Raw genomic sequence first — 20,793 nt, 5'->3', positions numbered from 1 at the left:
GCCCGAAGAGCTAGTTCGCGAGAAGCCCGCACAGGATTGTGCGGGCTTTCTTGCCCTCCGGGATCGGGAGCAGCGGGTAGACGTGGATCATCCCCGGCTCCTCGTGGACGTCCAGTGACAGGCGGGCGTCCGCGGCGAGCGGAGTGAACCGGCGGGCATCGACGTTGAGGATGTCGCGGGTGCCGGTGAACAGTGTGATCGGGCCGAGTCCGGTGAGGTCCCCGTTGAGCGGGCTCACCCATGGGTGCTCCCGATCCAACCCGCCGCGGTACGCGTCCGCGGCGACTGTGAGTCCGCCCGGGTGCAGCCATGGGTCGCGGGGCGCCACCGCCGCAATGCCGGGGTGGGAGCCGGTCGCGTCGAGCCACGGTGAGATCAGTGCCGTGTGCGCGGGAGCGTCCGCACCGCGGTCGCGCAGCGCGAGGGCCACGGCCAGTGCGAGTCCGCCACCCGCCGAATCGCCCGCGACCATCACCGGGGTCCCGTCGGCGGCAAGTTCGTGCGCCAGATCGGCCGACCCCGCCACCACGTGTTCCGCGGTCCCGCGCGGTGCGAGCGGATAGATCGGCACGGTCACGGCGGCCCCGGCCGACGCCAACTGCCCGATCAGTTTCCAGTGGTGCCGGGTGATCTCCCGGATGTAGGCGCCGCCGTGCAGATACAGCACCCGCGGCGACGGCTCCTGGCCGCGCGGGGTCACCGTGAACACGGGCCAGCCCGCAGCCGACGCCCCGGACGTCACGTCCAGGCGGCGCCCCAGCGACGACGGCGGGGCGAACGGCTTCGGCTTGGCCTGCAGTGCCGCGATCTCCCGGCGGACATCGTCGGCGCTCGGCCGTCGTCGGCCCAGTGCTGCGATCGCCAACGGCATGGCCCTACTGCTCAGGCTCGGCATGGCCACCCCTGTCGTCGTCCGGTCAGCGTGCGTCGTACCGAGTCTGCGCCGCGGTGATGTCCGGCATGTGCGATTCGAGCAGTTCGATGAGCCCGGTGAGGCGTTCGGCGATCTTCTCTCCGAGTGGAGTGAGGCTGTATTCGACGTTGGGCGGGATGGTCTCGCGGACCTCGCGGTGCACCAGGCCGTCGCGCTCGAGTTGCTGCAGCGTCTGCGCCAGCATGCGCTCGCTCACCCCGTCCACCCGTCGGCGCAGCGCGCCGAACCGGTACGGGCCCTCACCCAGCGCGGCAAGTGCGAGCGTGCCCCAGCGTCCGGTGATGTTGAGCAGGGCGCCCCGCGAATGGCAGTCGCGTGCGAAGACGTCGGACTCGAGGGTCGGGTCGTCGAAGTGCTGGTCGTCGCTGCTCACGCACTCGAGGTTACTACCTGCGAAACGATCTGTACTGACCCAAACGGTTGCGCTTACGAAAAATAAGTGCATTATGGAGCGTGAACGAAGAATTGAAGGTTCAACCTCGGGAGTTCTCATGATCATCGCCGTCACCGGTGCCACCGGACACCTCGGCCGCCTCGCCGTCGACGAACTGCTGCGCCGCGGCGTACCCGCATCCGACGTCGTCGCCGTCGTCCGCAACCCGGAGAAGGCCGCCGACCTGGCGGCGCAGGGCGTGCAGGTGCGCACCGCCGACTATGCCGACCGGGCCGCACTCGAAACCGCGCTGGCAGGCGTCGACAAGCTGCTGCTGGTCTCCGGCAGCGTGGTGGGCGAGCGGGTGCCGCAGCACACCAACATCATCGACGCCGCGAAGACCGCGGGCGTCGCCTTCATCGCGTACACGTCCATCCTGGACGCGCCGAACAGCACCCTCCAGCTCGCGCTGGAACATCAGGTCACTGAGCGACTGCTCGCCGAATCCGGCATCGACCACGCCCTGCTCCGCAACGGCTGGTACTGGGAGAACTACACGAACGACCTGGACGGGACCGCCGAGCGTGGCGTCCTCGTCGGCAGCGCCGGTGGCGGTCGCGTCGCGGGCGCGGCCCGAGCCGACTACGCCGAGGCCGCCGCCGTCGTACTGACCTCCGACGAGAACCAGGCCGGCAAGGTGTACGAGCTCGGCGGCGACGAGCACGTGTCGTACCCCAAACTGGCCCAAGCCATCTCGAACGTCACCGGCAAGCCCGTCGAGTTCCGGAACCTGCCCGTCGCGGAGTATCGGGGAATTCTCGAGTCCGCCGGACTGCCCGTACCGATGGCCGCGGTCCTCGCCGACGCCGACGCCGGTGTCGCGACCGGCGTCCTCGACGTCACCAGCGGCGACCTGCAGCGGCTCATCGGACGGGCGTCCACCCCGCTCGAAACCGTCCTGCGCGCCGCGCTCTGAGGCTCCGGTAGGACAGCTGAAGGGTCCGTTCATGCGCTACCAGCGCATGAACGGACCCTTCAGCTTCCCGAGGGGGAATGGGGGAGGAGAGAGATCAGTGCATCCCGACGGCGCCTTCGGCGGGCAGGTCGCCCTTCTTGGCACGAACCAGGATCATCACGATCGGGCTGATGACGAGGATGAGCGCACCGGCCCAGCCGAACGCGTGCGCGTAGCCGGACACCTCGGTGCCGAACACCCAGTCCATGACCTTGCCGATGAAGTCCTGTGCGGGCGCCGGCATGGCCGCGATCTGCTCGGGTGTGGGCGGCGTGGCGTTGGCGAGGTCGGTGGGGATCGCGTCGGCGGGGAAGCCGGGCGGGGGAGTGGGCGCCGGGTTGTCGGCCTGGAATGCGCTCTTGGCCGACGCGTACACGGTGGTGAACAGCGCGGTGCCCAGGGCGCCGCCGATCTGCAGCGTGGCGTTCGCGAGGGCGCTGGCGGCGCCGGCGTCATGGTTGGGGACGCCGAGCAGTGCCAGGTTCTGCATCGGCACCATCAGTAGACCCAGGCCGAAACCGAAGATCGCCAGACCGGGGAACACGTGTGTCCAGTAGGAGGTGTCCACCTCGATCTGGGTGAGCAGGAACAGGCCGACGGCCGCGAAGATCGGTCCGACGACCATGAGCGGCTTGGGTCCGATGCGGGTGGTGAGCTGCGCCGCGATGGTCGACGCGATGACGATGAAGAAGGCCATCGGCAGCGAACCGACACCCGACATCACCGGGCTCAGGCCCATCACGATCTGCAGGTAGAACGTCAGGTACAGGGTGCCGCCGAGCAGCGCCGCGCCGACCAGTGCCGAGCCGATGAACGCCGCGCCGCGGTCGCGGTGCCACGGAACGCTGAGCGGCAGAAGCGGGTTCGCCGATTTCTTCTCCACGAGCACGAACGCGACGAGCGCGAGCAGTCCGATACCGATGAACAGCAGCGTCTGCGTCTCGAGCCAGCCGTGCTCGGCCTTGGTGAAGCCGTACACCAGCGAGCCCAGGCCGATCGCGACCAGGACGGTGCCGGGCAGGTCGTAGCTGGTGTCGCCGTGCGCCTTGGTCTCTTTGACGATCGGCAGCGTCACCGCGATCGCGAACAGCGCGACGGGGATGTTCACCAGCAGGCACCAGCGCCAGTCGACGTACTGCGTCAGCACGCCGCCGAGCAGCAGGCCGATCGCGGCGCCGCCGCCGGAGATCGCACCGAACACCGCGAACGCCTTGGCGCGTTCTTTCTCGCCGACGAACGTCGTGGTGAGGATCGCGAGGGCGGCCGGCGCGAGCAGCGCCGCGAACACTCCCTGACCGGCGCGGGCGGCGAACAACTGCATCCCGGTCTGCGCGAAACCGCCGACGGCTGACGCCACCGCGAAGCCCGCCATACCGACCATGAACGAGCGCTTGCGGCCCCAGAAGTCGGCGATGCGACCGCCGAGCAGCAGTAGTGCACCGAACGCCAGCGCGTAGGCGGTCACCACCCACTGCCGGTCCAGGTTGCTGATGCCCAGTTCCTTCTGGGCGTCGGGCAGCGCGATGCTCACGATCGTGCCGTCGAGCACGACGGTGAGCTGTGCCAGCGCGACGATGCACAGCACCAGCCAGCGGCGGTCGTGATTGGGATTGTCGTTTACGGGGGCGTCGGGACGCGAGGTCGCCTGGACGTCTTGGGACATGCAGTTCCTACCGAATCGGGGGCACGGACGTCTGTCGCGGCCGAACGCAGTGACGCTACCGGCGAACTCTGTGCGGCGGCAATGGAGTTTGCGCCCATCGTCGGAATCATCACAACGACTACGGCGAGGTTTGCCAGCGGCGACGAAGTGTGAGCAATCGATAGGGCGGACCCGGCGGACGGTGTCGAGACGTCGGCGCGTGAACTCCGACTCGACGAATCGCCTGGTCGCATGTTTGGTGCGAATTCGAAATGTGCGTTCGAATCGTCGCTCCGACCGTCGACGTCTGTTCGCTTCCGGATTGTGAAATGGCTGATCAACCGTCGTGCGATGCCGAAGTCCGAGCAGTTCGAGACCACTGGTTGACGTGTGTCAATTGCGTTGTGCAACAACATTTCTCGAGTTGCTCGAAACCTACGGTTACGTAGTCGCAGCTTGACGGAAAGGGTTTCATTTGCGTCTATCCAGGGTTCGTAAAGGTGATGTACCTTCCTGGTCGATCACATCAATCAGGTTGCCCCCCAATGAGAGGACGCCATGAATTCCCGCGCGACTCGTTTCGCCACTCTGGCCGGTCTGGTGGCCGGCGTTGCGGCGGTAGGTATTCCCGCCGCGCACGCCGCGCCCGCGCCGGTCACCACCTCGTCCACGTTTCAGGTGACGTGCAATGCGATTCCCAGTGCCTTCAGTGGGCCGACCGCGGACGGCAAGCCGGCCACCGTCACCGTGACAGCGCCGCCGTCGGTCGCGCCCGGTGAGATCTTCGACATCGAGATCGATCCCGGCACCGTCCAGATTCCCAACAGTGTCAGCGGAGCCAACGTGCAGAAGATCTCGCGCGCAAAGATCGATCTGCCGATTCCGTCGAATGCCGAATTGATCAGTGCGGGTGTGGCCGATCCCGGAAATCTCACAGCCGGTGTCCCGGCGTCGGTGATCCGAGTCGACGAGGCGGGCGCCCCGTCGGCGACCGGGTCCCTGCTCCGACTGTCCGGCAACAATGTGACCATCGGTAATGGGCCCTCGTCGTCGACGTCGTCCCACGGCGGCCTCGCCATCAATGCGCAGGCCGGCGCCACCACCGATCTCGCCTTTCCCAAGATTCGAATGACGCTGAAGGCGGGGCCGTCCGGCACCATCGAGCCGTCGGTGCGCACGGCGGGAGCGGCCGGGACGTTCGGAACCTCGGAGTCCTTCCTGACCTTCCTGCCCCAGGTGAGCCACTGGCTGGCGGGCACTATCTGGGCGCCCACCTATTGCTCGCCGCGCGACACCCCGGAGAGCGGACTGAATTCCGGCGCGGGGCAGCTCGCTTCCATCGCGGTCGAGGGCGATCCGGTGGACCCCGGGCCCGGAACCCAGACCTCCGCGACGATCGACGGTCCGGCTGCGGTGCACGTCGGCGAGAAGGCCTCCTTCGTGGCCGACATTGCGCCGGAAACGGCAACAGGCACAGTGCAGTTCATGGTCGACGGTAAGCCTGTCGGCGAGCCCCGTCCTGTGGTCCGCGGTGTCGCACGGCTGGATCTGACGTTCGAGAAGGCGGGCACCAAGTCGGTCACCGCCGTGTTCAGCGACGCCGGCGGCCAACCGCACACCACGATGGCGCACATGCTCACCGTGACGGGCGACGACACCGGGCCGGTCGACCCCCAGCCGGGCAACCCCGGCCTCGGCAGCCTCGCAGGAATCGTGCCCGGACTCGACCTCGGCTCGCTCGCCGGACGTTGACCAAACCCTCTGCTCTGAAAGGCGTTCGATGAAGATCTCCAACGTGGCCACCGCCGTGGCCACCTCGGCGATGGCGGCAGGACTGCTCACCGTGGGTGCGCCCACCGCGTCGGCCGAGCCCGTCACCGAAACCGTTTCGTTCGAACACAAGTGCCGCGTCGACGGCGCGTCCGACTGGGACTTCTCGTTCTCGGACAATCTCGAGGTGACCGCGCCCGACGCCGTCCGCCCCGGCGCCGAGTTCACGGTCAGGCTGCATCCCGGCACGATGCGCACGTCCGACTCCGACACCGGTCGGCTCAAGTACGACCTCGCCGTGCCGCAGGGCGGGGAACTGCTCGCGTACTCGCTGGTCGCGGGAACGTCGAGCAACCTGACCGGCGAGGCTCCGACACTGTTGCGCGTCGGGGCGGACGGCAACGCCGATCCGGCGGGCGCGTTCCTGCGCATCACCGGGACGAGCAACAAGACGATCTCCGACGGCCCGGGCGCCAGCGACAACAAGCCGAAGGAAGGTCTGCAGGTCAAGGCGAACACCGACTTCCGGCTCCCGGCAGTGGAACTCACACTGCGCGCCGGCGCCGAGAACACTGCGGTGACCACCTCGATCCGCGCGGGCGCGGCCACCCCGGTCATCAAGATCAAGGACACGAGCATGAGCTTCGGCGAGTCCCGCTGGGTCAACGCTGCCGGCTACTGCGTCGCATCCGGGCCCGGTCGCTCCGCACTGTCCACCACCGAGGTGTTCTCGGTGAACCAGACGCAGACCGCCGTCGCGGTGGCGCTCGAGGCCCTCACCGGCGAGGACGTCCGGATCGTGGCCGACGTCGCGCCCAATCCGGGTGAGGGCGTCGTCGAGTTCTACGACGGCGCCGCGCTGATCGGGAGCGCGCCGGTAGATGCCGACGGACACGCCGCGCTCGTGTGGCCGTTCCGCGATCCGGGCGAGCATGCGATCACCGCGCGCTTCGTCGGTACCCAGCGGTTCGCGTCGTCGACGTCCGACGACAAGACGGTCACCGTCACGGTCCCGGGTGTCGTCGTGGTCGAGCCCACCGATCCGACCGGTCCGACCGACCCCACCGGGCCGGGAGCGGCAGGCTCGTTGACCACCCTGCTGCCGGCCCTGACAAGCGGCTCGCTCGGCGGTCGCTGACGTCGCCGCCGCCGGGTGGGAGCCGCGATCGCTCCTGCTCGGCGGCGCCTGCGGCTAGTGGTGCAGGCGCGTCTGCAGTGCTTCGAGCAGCTGTGGCGGCACGGTCAGCTCCGGGGGTTCGTCGTCGTCGCCCTGCTGGGCCCGGAGGCTGGCGAACTCGTCATTGAGGCGCTCCATCTTCACGTCGAGCCGGTGCGCGGTCTCGGCGGCCTCGGTGAGCTCGGCGAGCAGTTCGGGCGGCACCTCACGGTTGAACTTGTAGTAGATCTTGTGCTCGAGGCTGGCCCAGAAGTCCATCGCGATGGTGCGGATCTGCAACTCGATCGGGACCGACTGCACCCGGTCACTCAGATACACCGGCACCTCGACGATCAGGTGCAGGCTCTTGTAGCCGTTGGGCTTGGGGTTGGCGATGTAGTCCTCGACCTCGCGCACCTCGATGTCCGGCTGGCTCGTGATCATGTCGGCGATGCGGTAGGTGTCGGAGATGAAGCTGCACGTGATCCGCACCCCGGCGATGTCGAGGATGTTGGTGCGGACGTCGTCGAGGGTGAGTGGGCACCCGATGCGCTGCGCCTTGCGGATGATGCTCTCCGGCGTCTTGACGCGGGACGTGACGTGCTCGATGGGGTTGTACCGATTGATGTGGGTGAACTCGTCCTCGAGGACCTTGACCCTCGTCAGCAGCTGAGCGATACCGAACCGGTACGACATCATGAATCGGGAGAAATCGGCTCGGAGTTGTTCGGGGTCCACGCCACCAGTGTGCCACCGGTCGTGAGGCCGGCAGCGGTCAGAAGTCCGGTTGGATCCGCAGCGCATCGATCGTGGTGGCCAGCCCGTCGTACTGGGTGACCAGCAGGCAGAACTCGACGAGCCGGCGGTCGTCGAGGTGCGCGGCCAGCGCCGACCACGCCGGATCGTCCACCTTCTTGCTGGTCAGGAGCTGATCGGTGGCGGTCAGCATCGCGCGGTACCGCGGCGACCAGTCGGGATCGGTGGGGCCGACCAGAATGCGGTCGAGGATCTGCGGGGTGATCCCGGCGCGGCGGCCGAGCCGGATGTGGTGATCCATCTCGTACCGGGACCCGCGCAGGTGCGCGACCCGCAGCACCACCAGTTCGATCTCGAATCGTGACAGCCTGGTGCCGGGCAGCAGCATCAGGACGCCCGAGTAGTGCAGCCAGCCACGGAACAGTCCGCCGGTGCGGCCGAGGGTGCTGAACAGCTTCGCGTCCCGGGTGCCGGAGCCGAGCGACAGCACCCGCCACATGGCCCAGTTGAGCGGCCCGAGTTCCCGCAGCCGTCCCGGCCCGACCCGTGGTGCGGTGTCGTTGCCCGTCTTCTCGTCGTGTGCGGTCACTCGGCCTCCCCGGCTCGGTCCGGTAGTTCGGTGGTCAGCCGGGCGTGCTCGGTGCGGGCCACGTCCAGGGCCTGCGCCAACCGCGGCTGCGGGCGCAGTTCGATCAGTCTCTGGACGAGCATACGAAGCCGCATCGTCGTCGCGACCCAACGCGGCGCGTAGACACGCCGACGGCGTCGGGCGATGCCGCGCTCGAATGCGTCGACCGCCACCGACAGCGGCGCCACCCGGGTGAACGGGCCCAACTTCCTGACGCTGCGGGCGGCCGCGGTGCCGAACCCGATCGCAGTCATGTCGGTGTCGATCTCGGCGAGATAGGCGACACCGACCCGCATCCCGAGATGCCGGGTCTCGATCCGCAGCGTGTTGCCGAGCGCTTCCACCGCCGCCTTCGAGGCCGAGTACGCGCCCAGCATCGGCAGTTGCACCCCGGCTGCCGCGGACGCCACCAGCAGCGCGTACCCGCCCGGATGCGCGACGTACGGCCCGGCCGCGCGCACCGTGGCGTAGGTGCCCAGCAGATTGACCTCGACGGTCCGGTCCATGACGGCGGGATCGCCGCCGAGCAGGGGGAGCTGCGCCGCGACACCGGCATTGACCACGACGACGTCCAACCCGCCCAGTTCGTCGACGAGCGCGGCGACGGACGCCGCCGTCTGCGCGCGGTCGCGGACGTCGCACACCCGCCACGGCGCCCCGCCGCACACGGTCGCGACCTGTTCGAGGAGCTCGGGTTCGAGGCCCAGGAGAGCGACCCGGGCGCCACGCCCGTGCAGTCGTCGGGCCAGGGACGCCCCGATGCCGCGGGCCGCGCCCGTGATGAGTACTCGACGTCCCGCCAGCTGCTCTTCGAGTCTGCGTCGTTCACTCGCACTCACCATCGTGACCAACCCACCCGCCCTCGGTTACCGCCCGGTAGGGAGAAGCTAACACCGCCGGTCGGATCTGTTCGGTGATCGGGCCCGCCGTGTAACATAACGGCATCAAGCAAGCGTTCGATCGGTGCCGGAGGACTGTATCCGCGCCGCGAAGAGGGGGGACGTCAGGTGGCATCGACCCGGCGGGAAGAGATTCTGTTCCACGCGGCGAAGTTGTTCAGTGAGCGTGGCGTCGCGGGCACCACCGTACGGGACATCGCCGACGAGGTCGGGATCCTCTCCGGCAGCCTCTACCACTACTTCGGCTCCAAGGATGCGATCGTCTTCGAGATCGTGATCGCGTTCGTCGACGACCTCAACGAGCGCTACGAGGCCGCGATGGTCCACGGGGAGACCGGGCGCGAGCGACTCGATCACATGGTCGCGGTCTCGTTCGAGGCGGCCGCCGACCACCCGTTCGCGACGGAGATCTATCAGAACGAGAGCGCGCTGTCCTCGCAGCCCGCGGACAGTCCCATCTCCACCGCGGTGCGGCGGGCCCACGACTACTGGGCCGACGCCATCGAGCTCGGTGTGGTGGCGGGGGAGTTCCGTACCGACATCGACCCCCGGCACTTCCATCGCATGCTCCGCGAATCCGTTTGGTCGACAGTGCGATTCAACCGGGCGTCGCTCGAGCAGGAGGCCGAGCGGTTGCGGCACGACCTGATCGCGGTGTTCCTCGACGGCTTCGCCGCCGGCGGGCCGGCCGGGTCGGCGTCGGCCAAGGCCGCCCCGGGGCCGGTCCGTTCGTCCGAGGTCGCCGAACGGGACGCGGCGGCCTCCGCACAGGCCGCCGGTGCGGCCGGGGCCGTCGAGGCGATCGACGTCTCGGAGTTGGCCGACCTGCAGCGCGACGTGCGTGAACTCAAGGACGCGATCCGCGAACTGCGGCTGCTGCGGGGCAACTGATCCCGCTCCCGGCCTGGGCGATCACCCCGCGTTGACTTCCGAATGTGACCCGGGGCATACTTCTGCCCCGAGTCGTCAATCAAGCACTTGTTTGGTTGATCAAACGCTTGAAGGCTGGCGTGGGAGACGGGAGTCTGTTGTGAGAATCGGAAGGGTCGCCGCGTTGGCGGTGGCCGCCGCAGTGGGAACTCTGGGCGTGGCGGGATGCGCGTCCGCGGGCGAGATGTCGCCCGACGAGATCGTGATCGGCCTCGACGAGGATTCGACCGGGCCGGGTGCGTCGTACAGCACCATCGCCGGCAGTACGGTCCGGCTCACCGTCGACCTCCTCAACGCCGACGGCGGCATCAACGGCAAGCCGGTCCGGTTGGTGGTCGAGAACGACGAGTCCAGTCCCACGAAGACGCCGTCGATCATCCGCAAACTCGTCGACCAGGGTGCGAGTGCGGTCCTCCTCGCCACCGGTTCCGGCTCGGTGATCCAGGCGAAGTCGGTACTGCAGCAGTCCGAGATCCCGGCGATCGCCCCGGTCGTGCTGTCCGACGCGTTCGCAACCGCGCCGGACAACGACTACGCGTTCATGATCCCGAACTCCCTCAAGCAGTACGCCGAGGTGTACTGCGGCGCGTTCGAGAAGATGGGCTACAAGACGCTCGGCATCCTCGGTGACGCCAGCGCCTCGATCGACGGCATCATCAAGACGCTGCGTCCCGCGCTCGAGGAGTGCGCCGACGTCACCGCCGTCGAGAAGGCGCCCGTCGACGCCGCCGACCTCACCGCGCAGGCCTCCCGGGTGACCGGCTCCAAGCCCGACGCGATCCTCGTCGCCAGCATCGGTGGAAACTTCGAGATCCTCGCACACAACACGCTCGCGAAGATCTATCCGGAGGCGCAGCGCTTCTCGCTCGCGTCGATCGGCAACCAGCCCAAGTCCTGGGCGCTGGCCGACCCCGGCGCTCTCGCCGGCATGGTCTACATGGGCAGCCTCAGTGAGAACAACACGCGCACAGCCGCATTCACCGAGCAGGTCCGCAAGGTCAAGGGTGCCGACTATCAGCTCACCGCCTACGACGCGCAGGCCTACGACGCCGTCATGATGCTCAAGCGCGCGTTCGAGATCGCCGGCGACCACACCGACCGCAACAAGGTTCGCGACGCGCTGCAGCAGGTGTCCGGGATCCCCGCGACGTTCGGACAGGAAGGTCTGACGCTGTCGTACGGCCCCGGCGACCACCTCGCGCCCGACAGCCTGTGTGGCCTGGTGCTCGTCGAGTTCGGGCCCGACAACAAGCCCGACGGGCCGTGGGCGTCCTACCAGCCTCCGTGCGGCTGACGAAGGAGACACAAGCATGACTGACGCACAACTCTGGCTCGCCGCTCTCGAGATCGGCGCCTTCTTCTCGCTCATCGCCCTCGGCATGTACCTGGTCGTGGTGGGTGCGGACTTCTTCAACTTCGCGATGGGCCCGTATGCGATGGCTGCCGCCATGGCGTGCAGTTTCGTCGTCGTCGACTACGGCGTCCCGTTATGGCTCGCGCTGCTGCTCGGACTCGGCGTCGGCATGGCGCTGTCGGTGATCACCGAGAAGCTCGTCGTCCAGCCGGTCCAGAAGCGTTCCGGCCGCGGCGAACTGCCCGCACTGGTCGCGGTCACCGCGGTGCTGTTCGCGGTGCAGCAGCTGGCCGGCACCGTCTTCGGCCGCACCCCGCTGCCGGGGCAGAAGCTGTTCGACTTCCAGCCGATCAGCGTCGCCGGTGCCACCGTCGACAGCTCGTCGATCGTCCTGATCGCCGGTACCGCACTGGTGTTCGTCGCGGTCGGGGTGTGGCTGCAGACCTCGCAGACCGGACGGCTGCTGCGCGCGGTGGGCGACAACCCGGAGGCGGCCCGCGTGCTGGGTCTCCCGGTGAACCGGGTGCGCCTGGTGGCGTTCACCGTCGCCGGCCTGATCGCGGCGATCGCCGGGCTGCTGTTCGCATCCAAGTCCGGTGTGCAGTTCACCAGCGGCCTGTCGTGGACGCTGACGGCGTTCATCGCCCTCGTCATCGGCGGCACGGGCCGCAGCTGGGCGCCGCTGATCGGCGGCCTGCTGCTGGGCTTCGTCCAGGTGTTCGCGCCCTACTACTTCGGTGCCAGCGCCGCACAGACCGCGATCCTGCTGATCGCATTGGTGTTCTTCGCCTTCCGGCCGGAGGGCATGCTCTCGAGGAAGGTGCGCGTCTGATGTCGACCGCCACGTCACGGAAACCGGAATCGGCCGCACCGGCCCGATCCGCGCGGGCCGACCGCTCGTTGAAGAACATCGCCGTCGAAGTGGGGATCACCCTCGCGGTGGTCGCCGGCGTGCTGCTGTGGATGGGCCCGAGCCTGTACCGGCAGGACCTGGTGTTCCTCGCCGCCACGTACTCCCTCATCGCGCTCGGCATGTACATCCCGTTCGTCATGGCCGGGTCGCTGTCGATGGCCTACAGTGCGTACGCCGCGATCGGCGCGTACTCCGTCGCCCTGATCTCGGTGAAGACCGGGCTGTCGATGTGGTGGGGCTGGGTGATCGGCTCCCTCGTGGCCGCGGTGGTCGCGGTAATCCTGGCGCTCGCGACGCAGAAGCTGTCCGGCTTCTACCTCGCCGCCGTCACCCTGCTGTTCGGAATCGCGTTCGAGCACTGGCTCATCGACGGACCCGCCTTCACCGGCGGCTCGGCCGGTATCTCCGGCGTCGAGGCCCTCACCCTGTTCGGCTGGCAGCCTCCGCGGTACACGCTCGTCGTGCTCGCGATCCTGTTCGTCTGCGTGATCGCCGTGATCGTCGACCGACTCCGCAAGTCGGTGTGGGGTCTGACGCTGCGGGCGGCGCGCGACAACAAGAACGCCGCCCGGTCGTCCGGAGTGAATCCCGCGCACCTGACGGTGATCGCGCTCGCGATCGGCGCGGCCATCGCGTCGACCGGCGGGTCGCTGTTCACCGTCTCGGTGCAGGCCGTCACCCCCGAGACGTTCACCCTGAGCATCGTGTTCCTGGCGATCTTCATGCCGATCATCGGCGGGCGCAACAGCGCGTGGGGTGCACCGCTCGGTGCGCTGATTGTGGTCATCGTGACCCTCAACATGCCCGGCTACCAGGGCAGCGGTGAGCTGCTGCTGGCGATCGCGGTGCTGCTGATCCTCGTCGTCGCCCCCAGCGGCGTGATCGGCTGGATCTCCGCGGCATTCGCTCGCCTCACCGGTTCGACGAAGTCCGGCTCGGCCGAGGAAGGACGTGATCGCTCATGACCGGCAGTGCACTGCTCGAGGTCTCCGGGCTCACCAAGAACTACGGTGGCGTCCGCGCCGTCGACAACGTCTCGTTCACCGTCGCGCCCGGCGAGGTCGTCGGCCTCGTCGGCCCCAACGGCGCCGGCAAGACCACACTGGTGGACTGCATCTTCGGCACCCAGAAGGCCGACGCCGGCACCGTCACGCTGGCCGGGCGTGTGCTCGACGGACCGAGCGAGAAGCGGGCGCGGCAGGGACTGTCACGGACCTTCCAGCATCCGCAGCTGGCACTGGAGTTGAGCGCGGTCGAGAACATCGTCCCCGCGCTGTACGGCCGGCGGATGCGCTCACCGCTGCACTCGCTGTGGTGGGCGCTCAAGGGACCGTTCGAGAACTGGGATGCCACCGCCGACCGTGCCCGCGCGGTAGCGCACGAGTACGCGATCGACGACACCACCAGCGAGTGCGGCGAACTGAGCCTGGGCGGCCAGCGACTGGTCGAGGTGGCGCGCGCCATGGCGACCGCCCCGCAGGTCCTGCTGCTCGACGAGCCGTTCGCGGGCGCGGACCACACCGGCATCGCCGCGATCGCCGGTGCGGTCCGCAAGATCCAGGCGCAGGGCCGCGGCGTCGTGCTGGTCGACCACAACGTCGACCTCATCGCCGAACTCGCGACGACCATCGTGCTGTTGGACTTCGGTGCGGTCGCCTTCCACGGCGAACCCGTCGAATGTCTCGCGAGCGACGCGATGCGCGAGGTGTACTTCGGGGCAGGAGAGGAAAACTCATGACCACGCTCGACGTGAAGGACCTGCGGGTCCGGTACGGGTCGGCGGTCGCCGTCGACGGTGTCTCGTTCACGGCCACGGCCGGCACGGTGACCGCGATCGTCGGCCCCAACGGCGCCGGCAAGTCCAGCCTGTTCGGGGCCGTGTACGGCTCGGTGCGCGGTACCGGCGAGGTGTCGGTGGACGGTCGCCGCGTCGACGCGCTGTCGGCGCTGCAGCGGGTGCGGGAGGGATTCGCGTACGTCCCGCAGGGCCGGCAGCTGTTCATGAAGATGTCGGTGCTCGAGAATCTCCAGGTCGGTGCCGACCTGCAGGGCCTGAAGAAGGACGCGGTGGAGTCGGCGTTCGAACGGTTCCCGGTGCTGCGTGAACGTGCGCGCAGCTACGCGGGCGTGCTCAGCGGTGGAGAGCAGCAGATGCTGGTGCTCGGCCGGGCACTGCTGTCGACACCGAAGGTCCTGCTGCTCGACGAGATGATGACCGGTCTGGCGCCGAAGATCGTCGCCGAGCTGCGCTCGCTGGTCGGCGATCTCGCCGCGGAGGGGGTCACGGTGCTGGTGGCCGAACCGTCGCTGGCCGCCCTCAAACCGGTGGTGCAGCGCGGTTACGTCATGCAGCGCGGCCGGATCATCGACACCCGGCCCGACGCCGACTCGCTCGACGCCGCCTACAAGCAGTCGATGGGTGTCCTGGAAACGACGGTGGGAAAGTGAGCTCGATGGGAAACATCACGACGACACTCGACATCGCGGTCGGCGACTTCGCCTCCGCGCCCGAGAAGTTCGCCGACCTGAGCATCAGTGAGCTCGTGCGGCACTGGGCACTCACCATCCCGGACCACCTCGCGTTCATCACCCCCGACGCCCGCATTTCGTGGGCCAGCTACGACGCGACCGCCGACCGGATCGCGTCCGCGCTGGCGGCGCTGGCCGAGCGTGACGGCGACATCGAACCCGGTGCGGTCGCGCTGTACCTGCCCGACACCATGGTCTTCCACGCAGCCCTGTGCGCCGCATACCGAACCGGCCGGATCGCCGTGGGCATCGGATCCCGTTCCGGGATCAAGGAAGTGGCGCACCTGACGACTCGCGCGGACTGCCGGGTACTGGTCACCGCGCGGACGATGCGCGGCCAGGACACCGCGCCGCTCGTCGCCGAGCTCCGCGAGCGCACCGGCGGTCCCGAATACGTCGTCTACGTCGACGACCTGGGGTCCGTCGTGGTCGAGGACATCGCCGGGACACCGACCACGGTCGCCGACCGACGGTTCGACGCGACCAGCCCGCGTTTCGGCATCCACGACGTGTCGATGCTCAACTCCACGTCCGGCACGACCGGTCTGCCGAAACTGGTGACCCAGACCGAGCATCGGTGGATCGGCTTCTCCGAGGTGGCCGCCCGCGCCGGCAACATCACCGGCGACGACGTCTTCTTCGGCGCGGTACCGGCGCCGTTCGGATTCGGTCTGTGGACGTCGCATTTCCTGCCGGCGCTGCTGGGCGCACCCAACGTGGTGCTCGAGCGGTTCAACGCGGACACCATGATCGACCTGCTCGAGCGCGAGCGGGTGACCGTCCTCAATTGTGTCAGTACACAGTTCAAGATGTTGCTGCGTTCCGACCGCGGCCGTGAGGCGGACCTGGGCGCACTGCGGGCGATGTTCACCGGCGGTGAGGCGGTCCCGTACTCCGAGGCGCTCGCGTTCGAGGAGCGCACCGGGGCGGCGGTACTGCAGTTCTACGGCTCCAACGAGACCGGTGCGGTGAGCGTCACCACCGTCGACGACGACTCCGACACCCGCCTGCGCACCTGCGGGTACGTGCTCGACGCCATGCAGGTGCGGGTGTTCGACGACGCCGGCGTCGAGGTGCTCGGGGACGAGCGCCGCGGGCAGCCCGGCGTGAACGGCCCGCTCATGTGCCACGGCTACTGGGACGACGACGCCGCCAACGCCGAGTTGTACACCGACGACGGCTGGATGCTGCTGGGCGACATCGTCGAGATCGACGCCGCGGGGCGCGTCCGGGTCGTGGGCCGCAAGGCGGACATCATCATCCGCGGTGGCAAGAACATCTCGGCCGTCGAGGTCGAGGAGTTCGTGCGGGCCCACCCGGCGATCGCGATGGTCGCGGTGGTCGGTGTGCACGATGCGCTGTTCGGTGAGAAGGTGTGCGCCGTGGTGGTGACCGCCGACGGCGTCGAGCTGACCGCCGACGAGTTGTCGGCGTGGCTCGCGGGGCAGGGGGTCACCCGCGAATACATCCCCGAGCACGTCGTCACCGTCGACCACCTCCCTTTGGCGCCCGGTGGAAAGGTCGCCAAGGGGGAGGTCAAGGTACTCGCGGAGGCTCGGCTCAGCCGATGACGGCCAGCGGAGTTCCGGGCGACACCTTGGCGCCCGGCTCCGCGAGGACCTGGAGTACCGTGCCCGTGCCCGGGCACGGTACCGGCATCTCCAGCTTCATGGCCTCCAGGATCACCGCGGGATCTCCGGCGGAGACACGCTGCCCCGGTGTGAGTTCCACCCGCCACACGTTTCCGACCATCGGCGCCTCCACCACCACCGCTCCCGGTGGGACGTCGACGGCGGCAGACGCAGGTTCGGACGCGGGTGCCGCCTCGGTCCGGTCGAACTCGCCGGCCTCGTGCCACGCCCGCTTCTCCGTCTCGAAGGCCGCGTTCTGTCGTGCCTCGAACCGGGCGATCGAGTCGGCGTTCGTGTCGAGGAACGCCAGGTGTTCGGCGAGCGCGAACGTGCCCTCACTGATGTCGACATCGAACCTGCCCGCTCGGGACTGCGCCCGCGCCTCGGTCAGTTGCTCGGATGTCACCGGCTCCCACACGATCCGGTCGAAGAATCGGAAGAGCCACGGCTTGCCCGCCTCGAACGGCGCCCGCTGCCGGTATCCCGACCAGATCGGGACCGTCCGGCCGATCAGCTGGTAGCCACCGGGCGACTCCATGCCGTACACGCACAGGTACTTGCCGCCGATACCCACCGCGTCCGACGGCGTCCAGGTGCGGGCCGGGTTGTACTTGGTGGTCACCAGGCGATGACGCGGATCGAGCGGAACCGCCAGCGGAGCACCGAGATACACGTCGCCGAGACCGAGGACGAGGTACTCGGCATCGAACACGGCGGCGCGGACGTCGTCGACGCTGTCGAATCCGTTGATCCGACGGATGAACTCGGTGTTGGACGGCAGCCACGGGGCGCTCTCGCGGACTCCGCTGCGGTAGCGGTCGAGGGCCTCCGCGATGGAGGGATCGTCGAACGACAGGGGGAGTCGCACGGTCCGGCTCGGGACCACCAGGTCGTGCGTCGCGGGTAGCTGATCCTCGAGTTCCTTGAGCAGACCGAGGATCCGGTACTGCGGCAGGATGTCCGGGTCGAAGTGCAGGTGCAGCGACCTCACCCCGGGGGTGACGTCGATCAGGCCCGGCACCCGGGTCTGCGCCAGCGCCTCCGACAGTGCGTGCACCCGCATCCGCAGACCCAGGTCCAGTGCCATCGGGCCGTACTCGACGAGCACGTTGTCGTCTCCGGCGCGCAGATACGCCACGGCCGGGCGGTCGTCGCCCTCGTCGGTGCGTGCCAGGACCCCGCCGTCACCGCGTGAGATCCGCACTGCGGGAACGTCCTTCGAGCGCTTCTCGTCCGAGCGTCGCAGCGCGTCGGCGTCCGCGTCGGGGACCGGGACGAAGCGCACCGCGTCGCCGGGCCGGATCTGCCCCATCTTCCATCGGTGCGCACTCACCACCGTCAGCGGGCAGGCGAACCCGCCCAGGCTGGGTCCGTCCGGGCCCAACAGGATCGGGGTGTCGCCCGAGACGTTGAGGGCGCCGACGCTGTACGGGTTGTCGTGCAGGTTCGACGGGTGCAGGCCGGCCTCGCCACCGTCCGGGCGTGACCACGTGGGTTTGGGGCCGTCCAGTCGGATACCGGTGCGGTTCGCGTGACTCGCCACGGTCCACGTGGTCCCGTAGAACTGCGTCATGTCCGCGTCGGTGAAGTACGACGGCGACGGCTGCGGCCCCTCGGTGACCGCGAGATGCCAGGTGTGGGTGAATGCGGGGCGGGAGTCGGGCGGCACCGGTGCCGGGTCGGTGTGCCCCTCGGTGGCATCGAGGAGCCCCAGCACGTCCCCGGTCGCGACCGCCTTGCCGGTGATGCCGCCGAAGCCGCCGAGCGTGAACGTCGACGCGCTGCCGTGGAACAGCGGGGCGTCCAGTCCGCCGCGCACCGCGAGGTACGTGCGCAGCCCGGTGTCGGTGGGTGATCCGATGTCGAGGGTCGCGCCCGCCGCGATGGTCACCGGCTCCCACATCGGGACCTCGAGCCCGTCGACGGTCACCGGAACGTCGGCGCCCGTGATGCACACGGTCGCGGCCACGGAGAACACGAGCCGCGGTCCCTGCAATGTGCACTCGAGGCCGGGTGCACCGACCGGATTGCCGACCGCGGTGTTGGCGAGGCGCAGCGACAGGTCGTCCATCGGGCCCGACGGCGGAATGCCCACCTCCCACAGCCCGATCCGGCCCGGGAGGTCCTGCACCGTGGTCATCGTCCCGGCCCGCAGCACGTCGATGCGCGGCCCGGTCGCCGGCACGTCCGCGAGGGATGCGGTGGTGTACTCGGTGACCGGCCCCGCGCAGACGTGGCGTAGCTGCGGCAGATTGGTCTGCACGCCGTACATGTGCGTCCCGGCCAACGCGGCGCCGAGGTTCGCGAACGCCTCCCCGCGGGTGGTGCCGCGGGTGACGATCTTCGCGAGCATCGGGTCGTAGTGCGCGCTCACCTCGGTGCCGGTGTCGACCCACGACTCGATGCGAGCGGCCTCCGGAAACTGCACCGACGTCAGGGTGCCGGCGCTCGGACGGTAGTCGTGCCCGGGATCCTCGGCGTACACGCGGGCCTCGACGGCGTGCCCGGTGATCGGCGGTCCCGAATCGGGCAGGCCGTCGAGCATTCGCGAGTCGCCGCCCGCCAGCCGCAGCATCCACTCCACGAGATCGACGCCGGTGACCTCCTCGGTGACCGGATGTTCCACCTGCAGGCGGGTGTTCATTTCCAGGAACGACGCCTCGCCGCGGTCCACGTCGTACACGAACTCCACGGTGCCCGCCGAACGGTAGCCGACGGACGACGCGAGTTCGCGCGACGACCGCAACAGTCGATCCACCACACGGTCGGGCAGCCCCGACGCCGGCGCCTCCTCGACCACCTTCTGGTTGCGTCGCTGGAGCGAACAGTCGCGGGTGCCGAGACTCAACGTGCGGCCACGGCCGTCGCCGAACACCTGGACCTCGATGTGCCGGGCCCGGGCGATGAAGCGCTCGAGGAAGACCCCCGACGACGAGAAGTTCGCCGCCGCGAGGCGCTGTACCGTCTCGTACGCCCCGCGGAGGGCCGCCGGGGTGAAGCACGCCTGCATGCCGATGCCGCCGCCCCCGCCGACGGCCTTGAGCATCACCGGGTAGCCGATGCGCTCGGCCTCGGCCAGGGCCTCGTCCACCGACGCGAGAAGACCGCTACCCGGGACCAGCGGGACACCCACGGCCCGCGCAGCCTCCCGCGCGGTGTGCTTGTCGCCGAACACTCGCAGCTGATCCGGGGTGGGACCGACGAACGCGATGCCGGCGCGCTCGGCGGCGGCCGCGAACTCGGCGTTCTCCGAGAGGAATCCGTACCCGGGGTGGATCGCGCCCGCACCGGACGCGAGCGCCGCCTCGATCACCAGGTCGCTGCGCAGATACGACTCGGCAGCGGGCGCAGGACCGAGGCGGATGGCGGTGTCGGCCATCTCGACATGTTTCGCGGACGCGTCGGCGTCGGAGTACACCGCGACGGTCTCGAGCCCGAGGGTACGAGCGGATCGTATGATGCGGCAGGCGATCTCGCCGCGATTGGCGACGAGGAGGGTGTCGAAGCCGTGAGACACGGAGGGGCTCCTTCGATCGATCGGGTTCGGGGAGTGGTTCGCGATGGTGGTCGTCAGATGGACATGGCCTCACGCACGACGGACTCGGCACCGGCGCCGCCGGCTCCCGTCGAGGTGACGCGGCCGGATTCGAGAATGTAGTAGCGCTCCGCGGACTGGAGCGCAAAGCCGATGTGCTGCTCCACCAACAGGACTCCCAGGTCCCCGCGTCGGGTGAGCTCGACGATCGCCGTCTCGATCTCGGCGACCACCGACGGCTGGATGCCCTCGGTCGGCTCGTCGAGCACCAGCACCCGCGGCTCGGTGATGAGGGCCCGGGCGATCGCGAGCTGCTGCCGCTGGCCTCCGGACAGCAGCCCGGCCCGGCGGCCCAGAAGCGATTCGAGTGCGGGGAACAGTGCGAGTTGCTCGTCGATGAGCGCCCGGCCGCGCTTGCGGCCGTCGGCCACCACCTGCAGGTTCTCGGCACAGGTGAGCTGGCCGAACGACTGCTGTCCCTGCGGGACGTAGGCGAGTCCGCGAGCGACCCTGGCGCTCGGACGCAGCCGCGTGATGTCCTCGCCGTCCAGCAGGACCCTGCCCGACGTGGTCTTCGCCAGCCCGACGGCGGCCCGCAGCAGCGTCGTCTTGCCGGCACCGTTGTGGCCCATCACGGCCGCGACGCCGTCGGCGGGCACGGACACCGAGGCGCCGTGGATGATCTCGGTGCGACCGTACCCGGTCCGAACATCGATGAGTTCCAGCAT

General features: G+C 69.0%; 18 protein-coding genes. 10 read left to right on the top strand and 8 right to left on the bottom strand.

Annotation, left to right across the window (positions count from 1 at the left end):
- Positions 1-10: 10 nt before the first annotated feature.
- Both IJ15_RS0117225 and IJ15_RS0117220 read right to left on the bottom strand, forming a co-directional pair.
- Positions 11-895, bottom strand: coding sequence for an alpha/beta hydrolase fold domain-containing protein (locus IJ15_RS0117225; RefSeq protein WP_031939588.1), 885 nt, complete (start codon positions 893-895; stop codon positions 11-13).
- Between the two features lie 22 nt (positions 896-917).
- Entirely contained in the window at positions 918-1,307 is a 390-nt protein-coding gene (locus IJ15_RS0117220) for a winged helix-turn-helix transcriptional regulator (protein WP_031939587.1), read from the bottom strand.
- Between the two features lie 118 nt (positions 1,308-1,425).
- On the opposite strand from IJ15_RS0117220, the gene IJ15_RS0117215 reads away from it, so the two are divergent.
- Positions 1,426-2,283, top strand: a complete 858-nt coding sequence (locus IJ15_RS0117215) for an SDR family oxidoreductase (protein WP_031939586.1) — start codon at positions 1,426-1,428, stop codon at positions 2,281-2,283.
- Between the two features lie 94 nt (positions 2,284-2,377).
- Here the strand turns inward: IJ15_RS0117215 and IJ15_RS0117210 are convergent, their stop codons facing one another.
- A complete protein-coding gene (locus IJ15_RS0117210) occupies positions 2,378-3,985 on the bottom strand; it encodes an MFS transporter (protein WP_031939585.1) in 1,608 nt (535 codons plus the stop codon).
- Between the two features lie 537 nt (positions 3,986-4,522).
- Here IJ15_RS0117210 and IJ15_RS0117200 point away from each other — a divergent pair.
- The gene (locus IJ15_RS0117200) at positions 4,523-5,716 is read left to right on the top strand and encodes an Ig-like domain-containing protein (protein ID WP_031939584.1); all 1,194 of its coding nucleotides are present in this window, start codon (positions 4,523-4,525) and stop codon (positions 5,714-5,716) included.
- A 28-nt stretch (positions 5,717-5,744) separates the two neighbouring features.
- Positions 5,745-6,872: an Ig-like domain-containing protein gene (locus IJ15_RS0117195; protein ID WP_051919076.1), complete on the top strand. Its 1,128-nt coding sequence runs from the start codon at positions 5,745-5,747 to the stop codon at positions 6,870-6,872.
- A gap of 54 nt (positions 6,873-6,926) precedes the next feature.
- On the opposite strand, the gene IJ15_RS0117190 is transcribed toward IJ15_RS0117195, so the two are convergent.
- The 3 genes from IJ15_RS0117190 to IJ15_RS0117180 form a co-directional block, all read right to left on the bottom strand.
- Complete coding sequence (locus IJ15_RS0117190; protein WP_031939582.1) at positions 6,927-7,628, bottom strand: GTP pyrophosphokinase; 702 nt, start codon at positions 7,626-7,628, stop codon at positions 6,927-6,929.
- 37 nt (positions 7,629-7,665) lie between these two features.
- Positions 7,666-8,145, bottom strand: a complete 480-nt coding sequence (locus tag IJ15_RS0117185; RefSeq protein WP_197059849.1) for a carboxymuconolactone decarboxylase family protein — start codon at positions 8,143-8,145, stop codon at positions 7,666-7,668.
- 86 nt (positions 8,146-8,231) lie between these two features.
- Positions 8,232-9,116, bottom strand: coding sequence for an SDR family NAD(P)-dependent oxidoreductase (locus IJ15_RS0117180; RefSeq protein WP_031939580.1), 885 nt, complete (start codon positions 9,114-9,116; stop codon positions 8,232-8,234).
- A 165-nt stretch (positions 9,117-9,281) separates the two neighbouring features.
- Here IJ15_RS0117180 and IJ15_RS0117175 point away from each other — a divergent pair, with 165 nt between their 5' ends.
- The 7 genes from IJ15_RS0117175 to IJ15_RS0117145 all read left to right on the top strand — a co-directional run bounded on the left by IJ15_RS0117175 (position 9,282) and on the right by IJ15_RS0117145 (position 16,470).
- Positions 9,282-10,064, top strand: a complete 783-nt coding sequence (locus tag IJ15_RS0117175) for a TetR/AcrR family transcriptional regulator (protein ID WP_031939579.1) — start codon at positions 9,282-9,284, stop codon at positions 10,062-10,064.
- A 139-nt stretch (positions 10,065-10,203) separates the two neighbouring features.
- The gene (locus IJ15_RS0117170) at positions 10,204-11,397 is read left to right on the top strand and encodes an ABC transporter substrate-binding protein (protein WP_031939578.1); all 1,194 of its coding nucleotides are present in this window, start codon (positions 10,204-10,206) and stop codon (positions 11,395-11,397) included.
- A gap of 16 nt (positions 11,398-11,413) precedes the next feature.
- Positions 11,414-12,289 (top strand): branched-chain amino acid ABC transporter permease, encoded by an 876-nt coding sequence (locus tag IJ15_RS0117165; protein WP_031939577.1) that lies wholly within the window; start codon positions 11,414-11,416, stop codon positions 12,287-12,289.
- Positions 12,289-13,335 carry a branched-chain amino acid ABC transporter permease gene (locus tag IJ15_RS0117160; RefSeq protein WP_031939576.1) on the top strand — a complete coding sequence of 349 codons (1,047 nt, stop codon included), beginning with the start codon at positions 12,289-12,291 and terminating at the stop codon, positions 13,333-13,335. Before IJ15_RS0117165 ends, IJ15_RS0117160 begins: the two co-directional genes overlap by 1 nt.
- Positions 13,332-14,108, top strand: coding sequence for an ABC transporter ATP-binding protein (locus IJ15_RS0117155; protein WP_031939575.1), 777 nt, complete (start codon positions 13,332-13,334; stop codon positions 14,106-14,108). Before IJ15_RS0117160 ends, IJ15_RS0117155 begins: the two co-directional genes overlap by 4 nt.
- A complete protein-coding gene (locus IJ15_RS0117150) occupies positions 14,105-14,818 on the top strand; it encodes an ABC transporter ATP-binding protein (protein WP_031939574.1) in 714 nt (237 codons plus the stop codon). Before IJ15_RS0117155 ends, IJ15_RS0117150 begins: the two co-directional genes overlap by 4 nt.
- Before the next feature lie 5 nt (positions 14,819-14,823).
- A complete protein-coding gene (locus IJ15_RS0117145) occupies positions 14,824-16,470 on the top strand; it encodes a class I adenylate-forming enzyme family protein (RefSeq protein ID WP_156112132.1) in 1,647 nt (548 codons plus the stop codon).
- Here the strand turns inward: IJ15_RS0117145 and uca are convergent.
- Both uca and urtE read right to left on the bottom strand, forming a co-directional pair.
- On the bottom strand, positions 16,460-20,047 hold the full coding sequence (uca, locus tag IJ15_RS0117140) for an urea carboxylase (RefSeq protein WP_031939572.1): 3,588 nt from the start codon (positions 20,045-20,047) through the stop codon (positions 16,460-16,462). The two genes, IJ15_RS0117145 and uca, sit on opposite strands and share 11 nt — an antisense overlap.
- Positions 20,048-20,100: 53 nt before the next feature.
- Entirely contained in the window at positions 20,101-20,793 is a 693-nt protein-coding gene (gene urtE / locus IJ15_RS0117135) for an urea ABC transporter ATP-binding subunit UrtE (RefSeq protein ID WP_031939571.1), read from the bottom strand.

The sequence above is a fragment of the Prescottella defluvii genome, assembly GCF_000738775.1.
Taxonomy (GTDB): Bacteria; Actinomycetota; Actinomycetes; order Mycobacteriales; family Mycobacteriaceae; genus Prescottella; species Prescottella defluvii.
The sequence above is the reverse complement of the archived record's forward strand: the minus strand, read 5'-3'. Positions and strand labels throughout refer to the sequence as shown.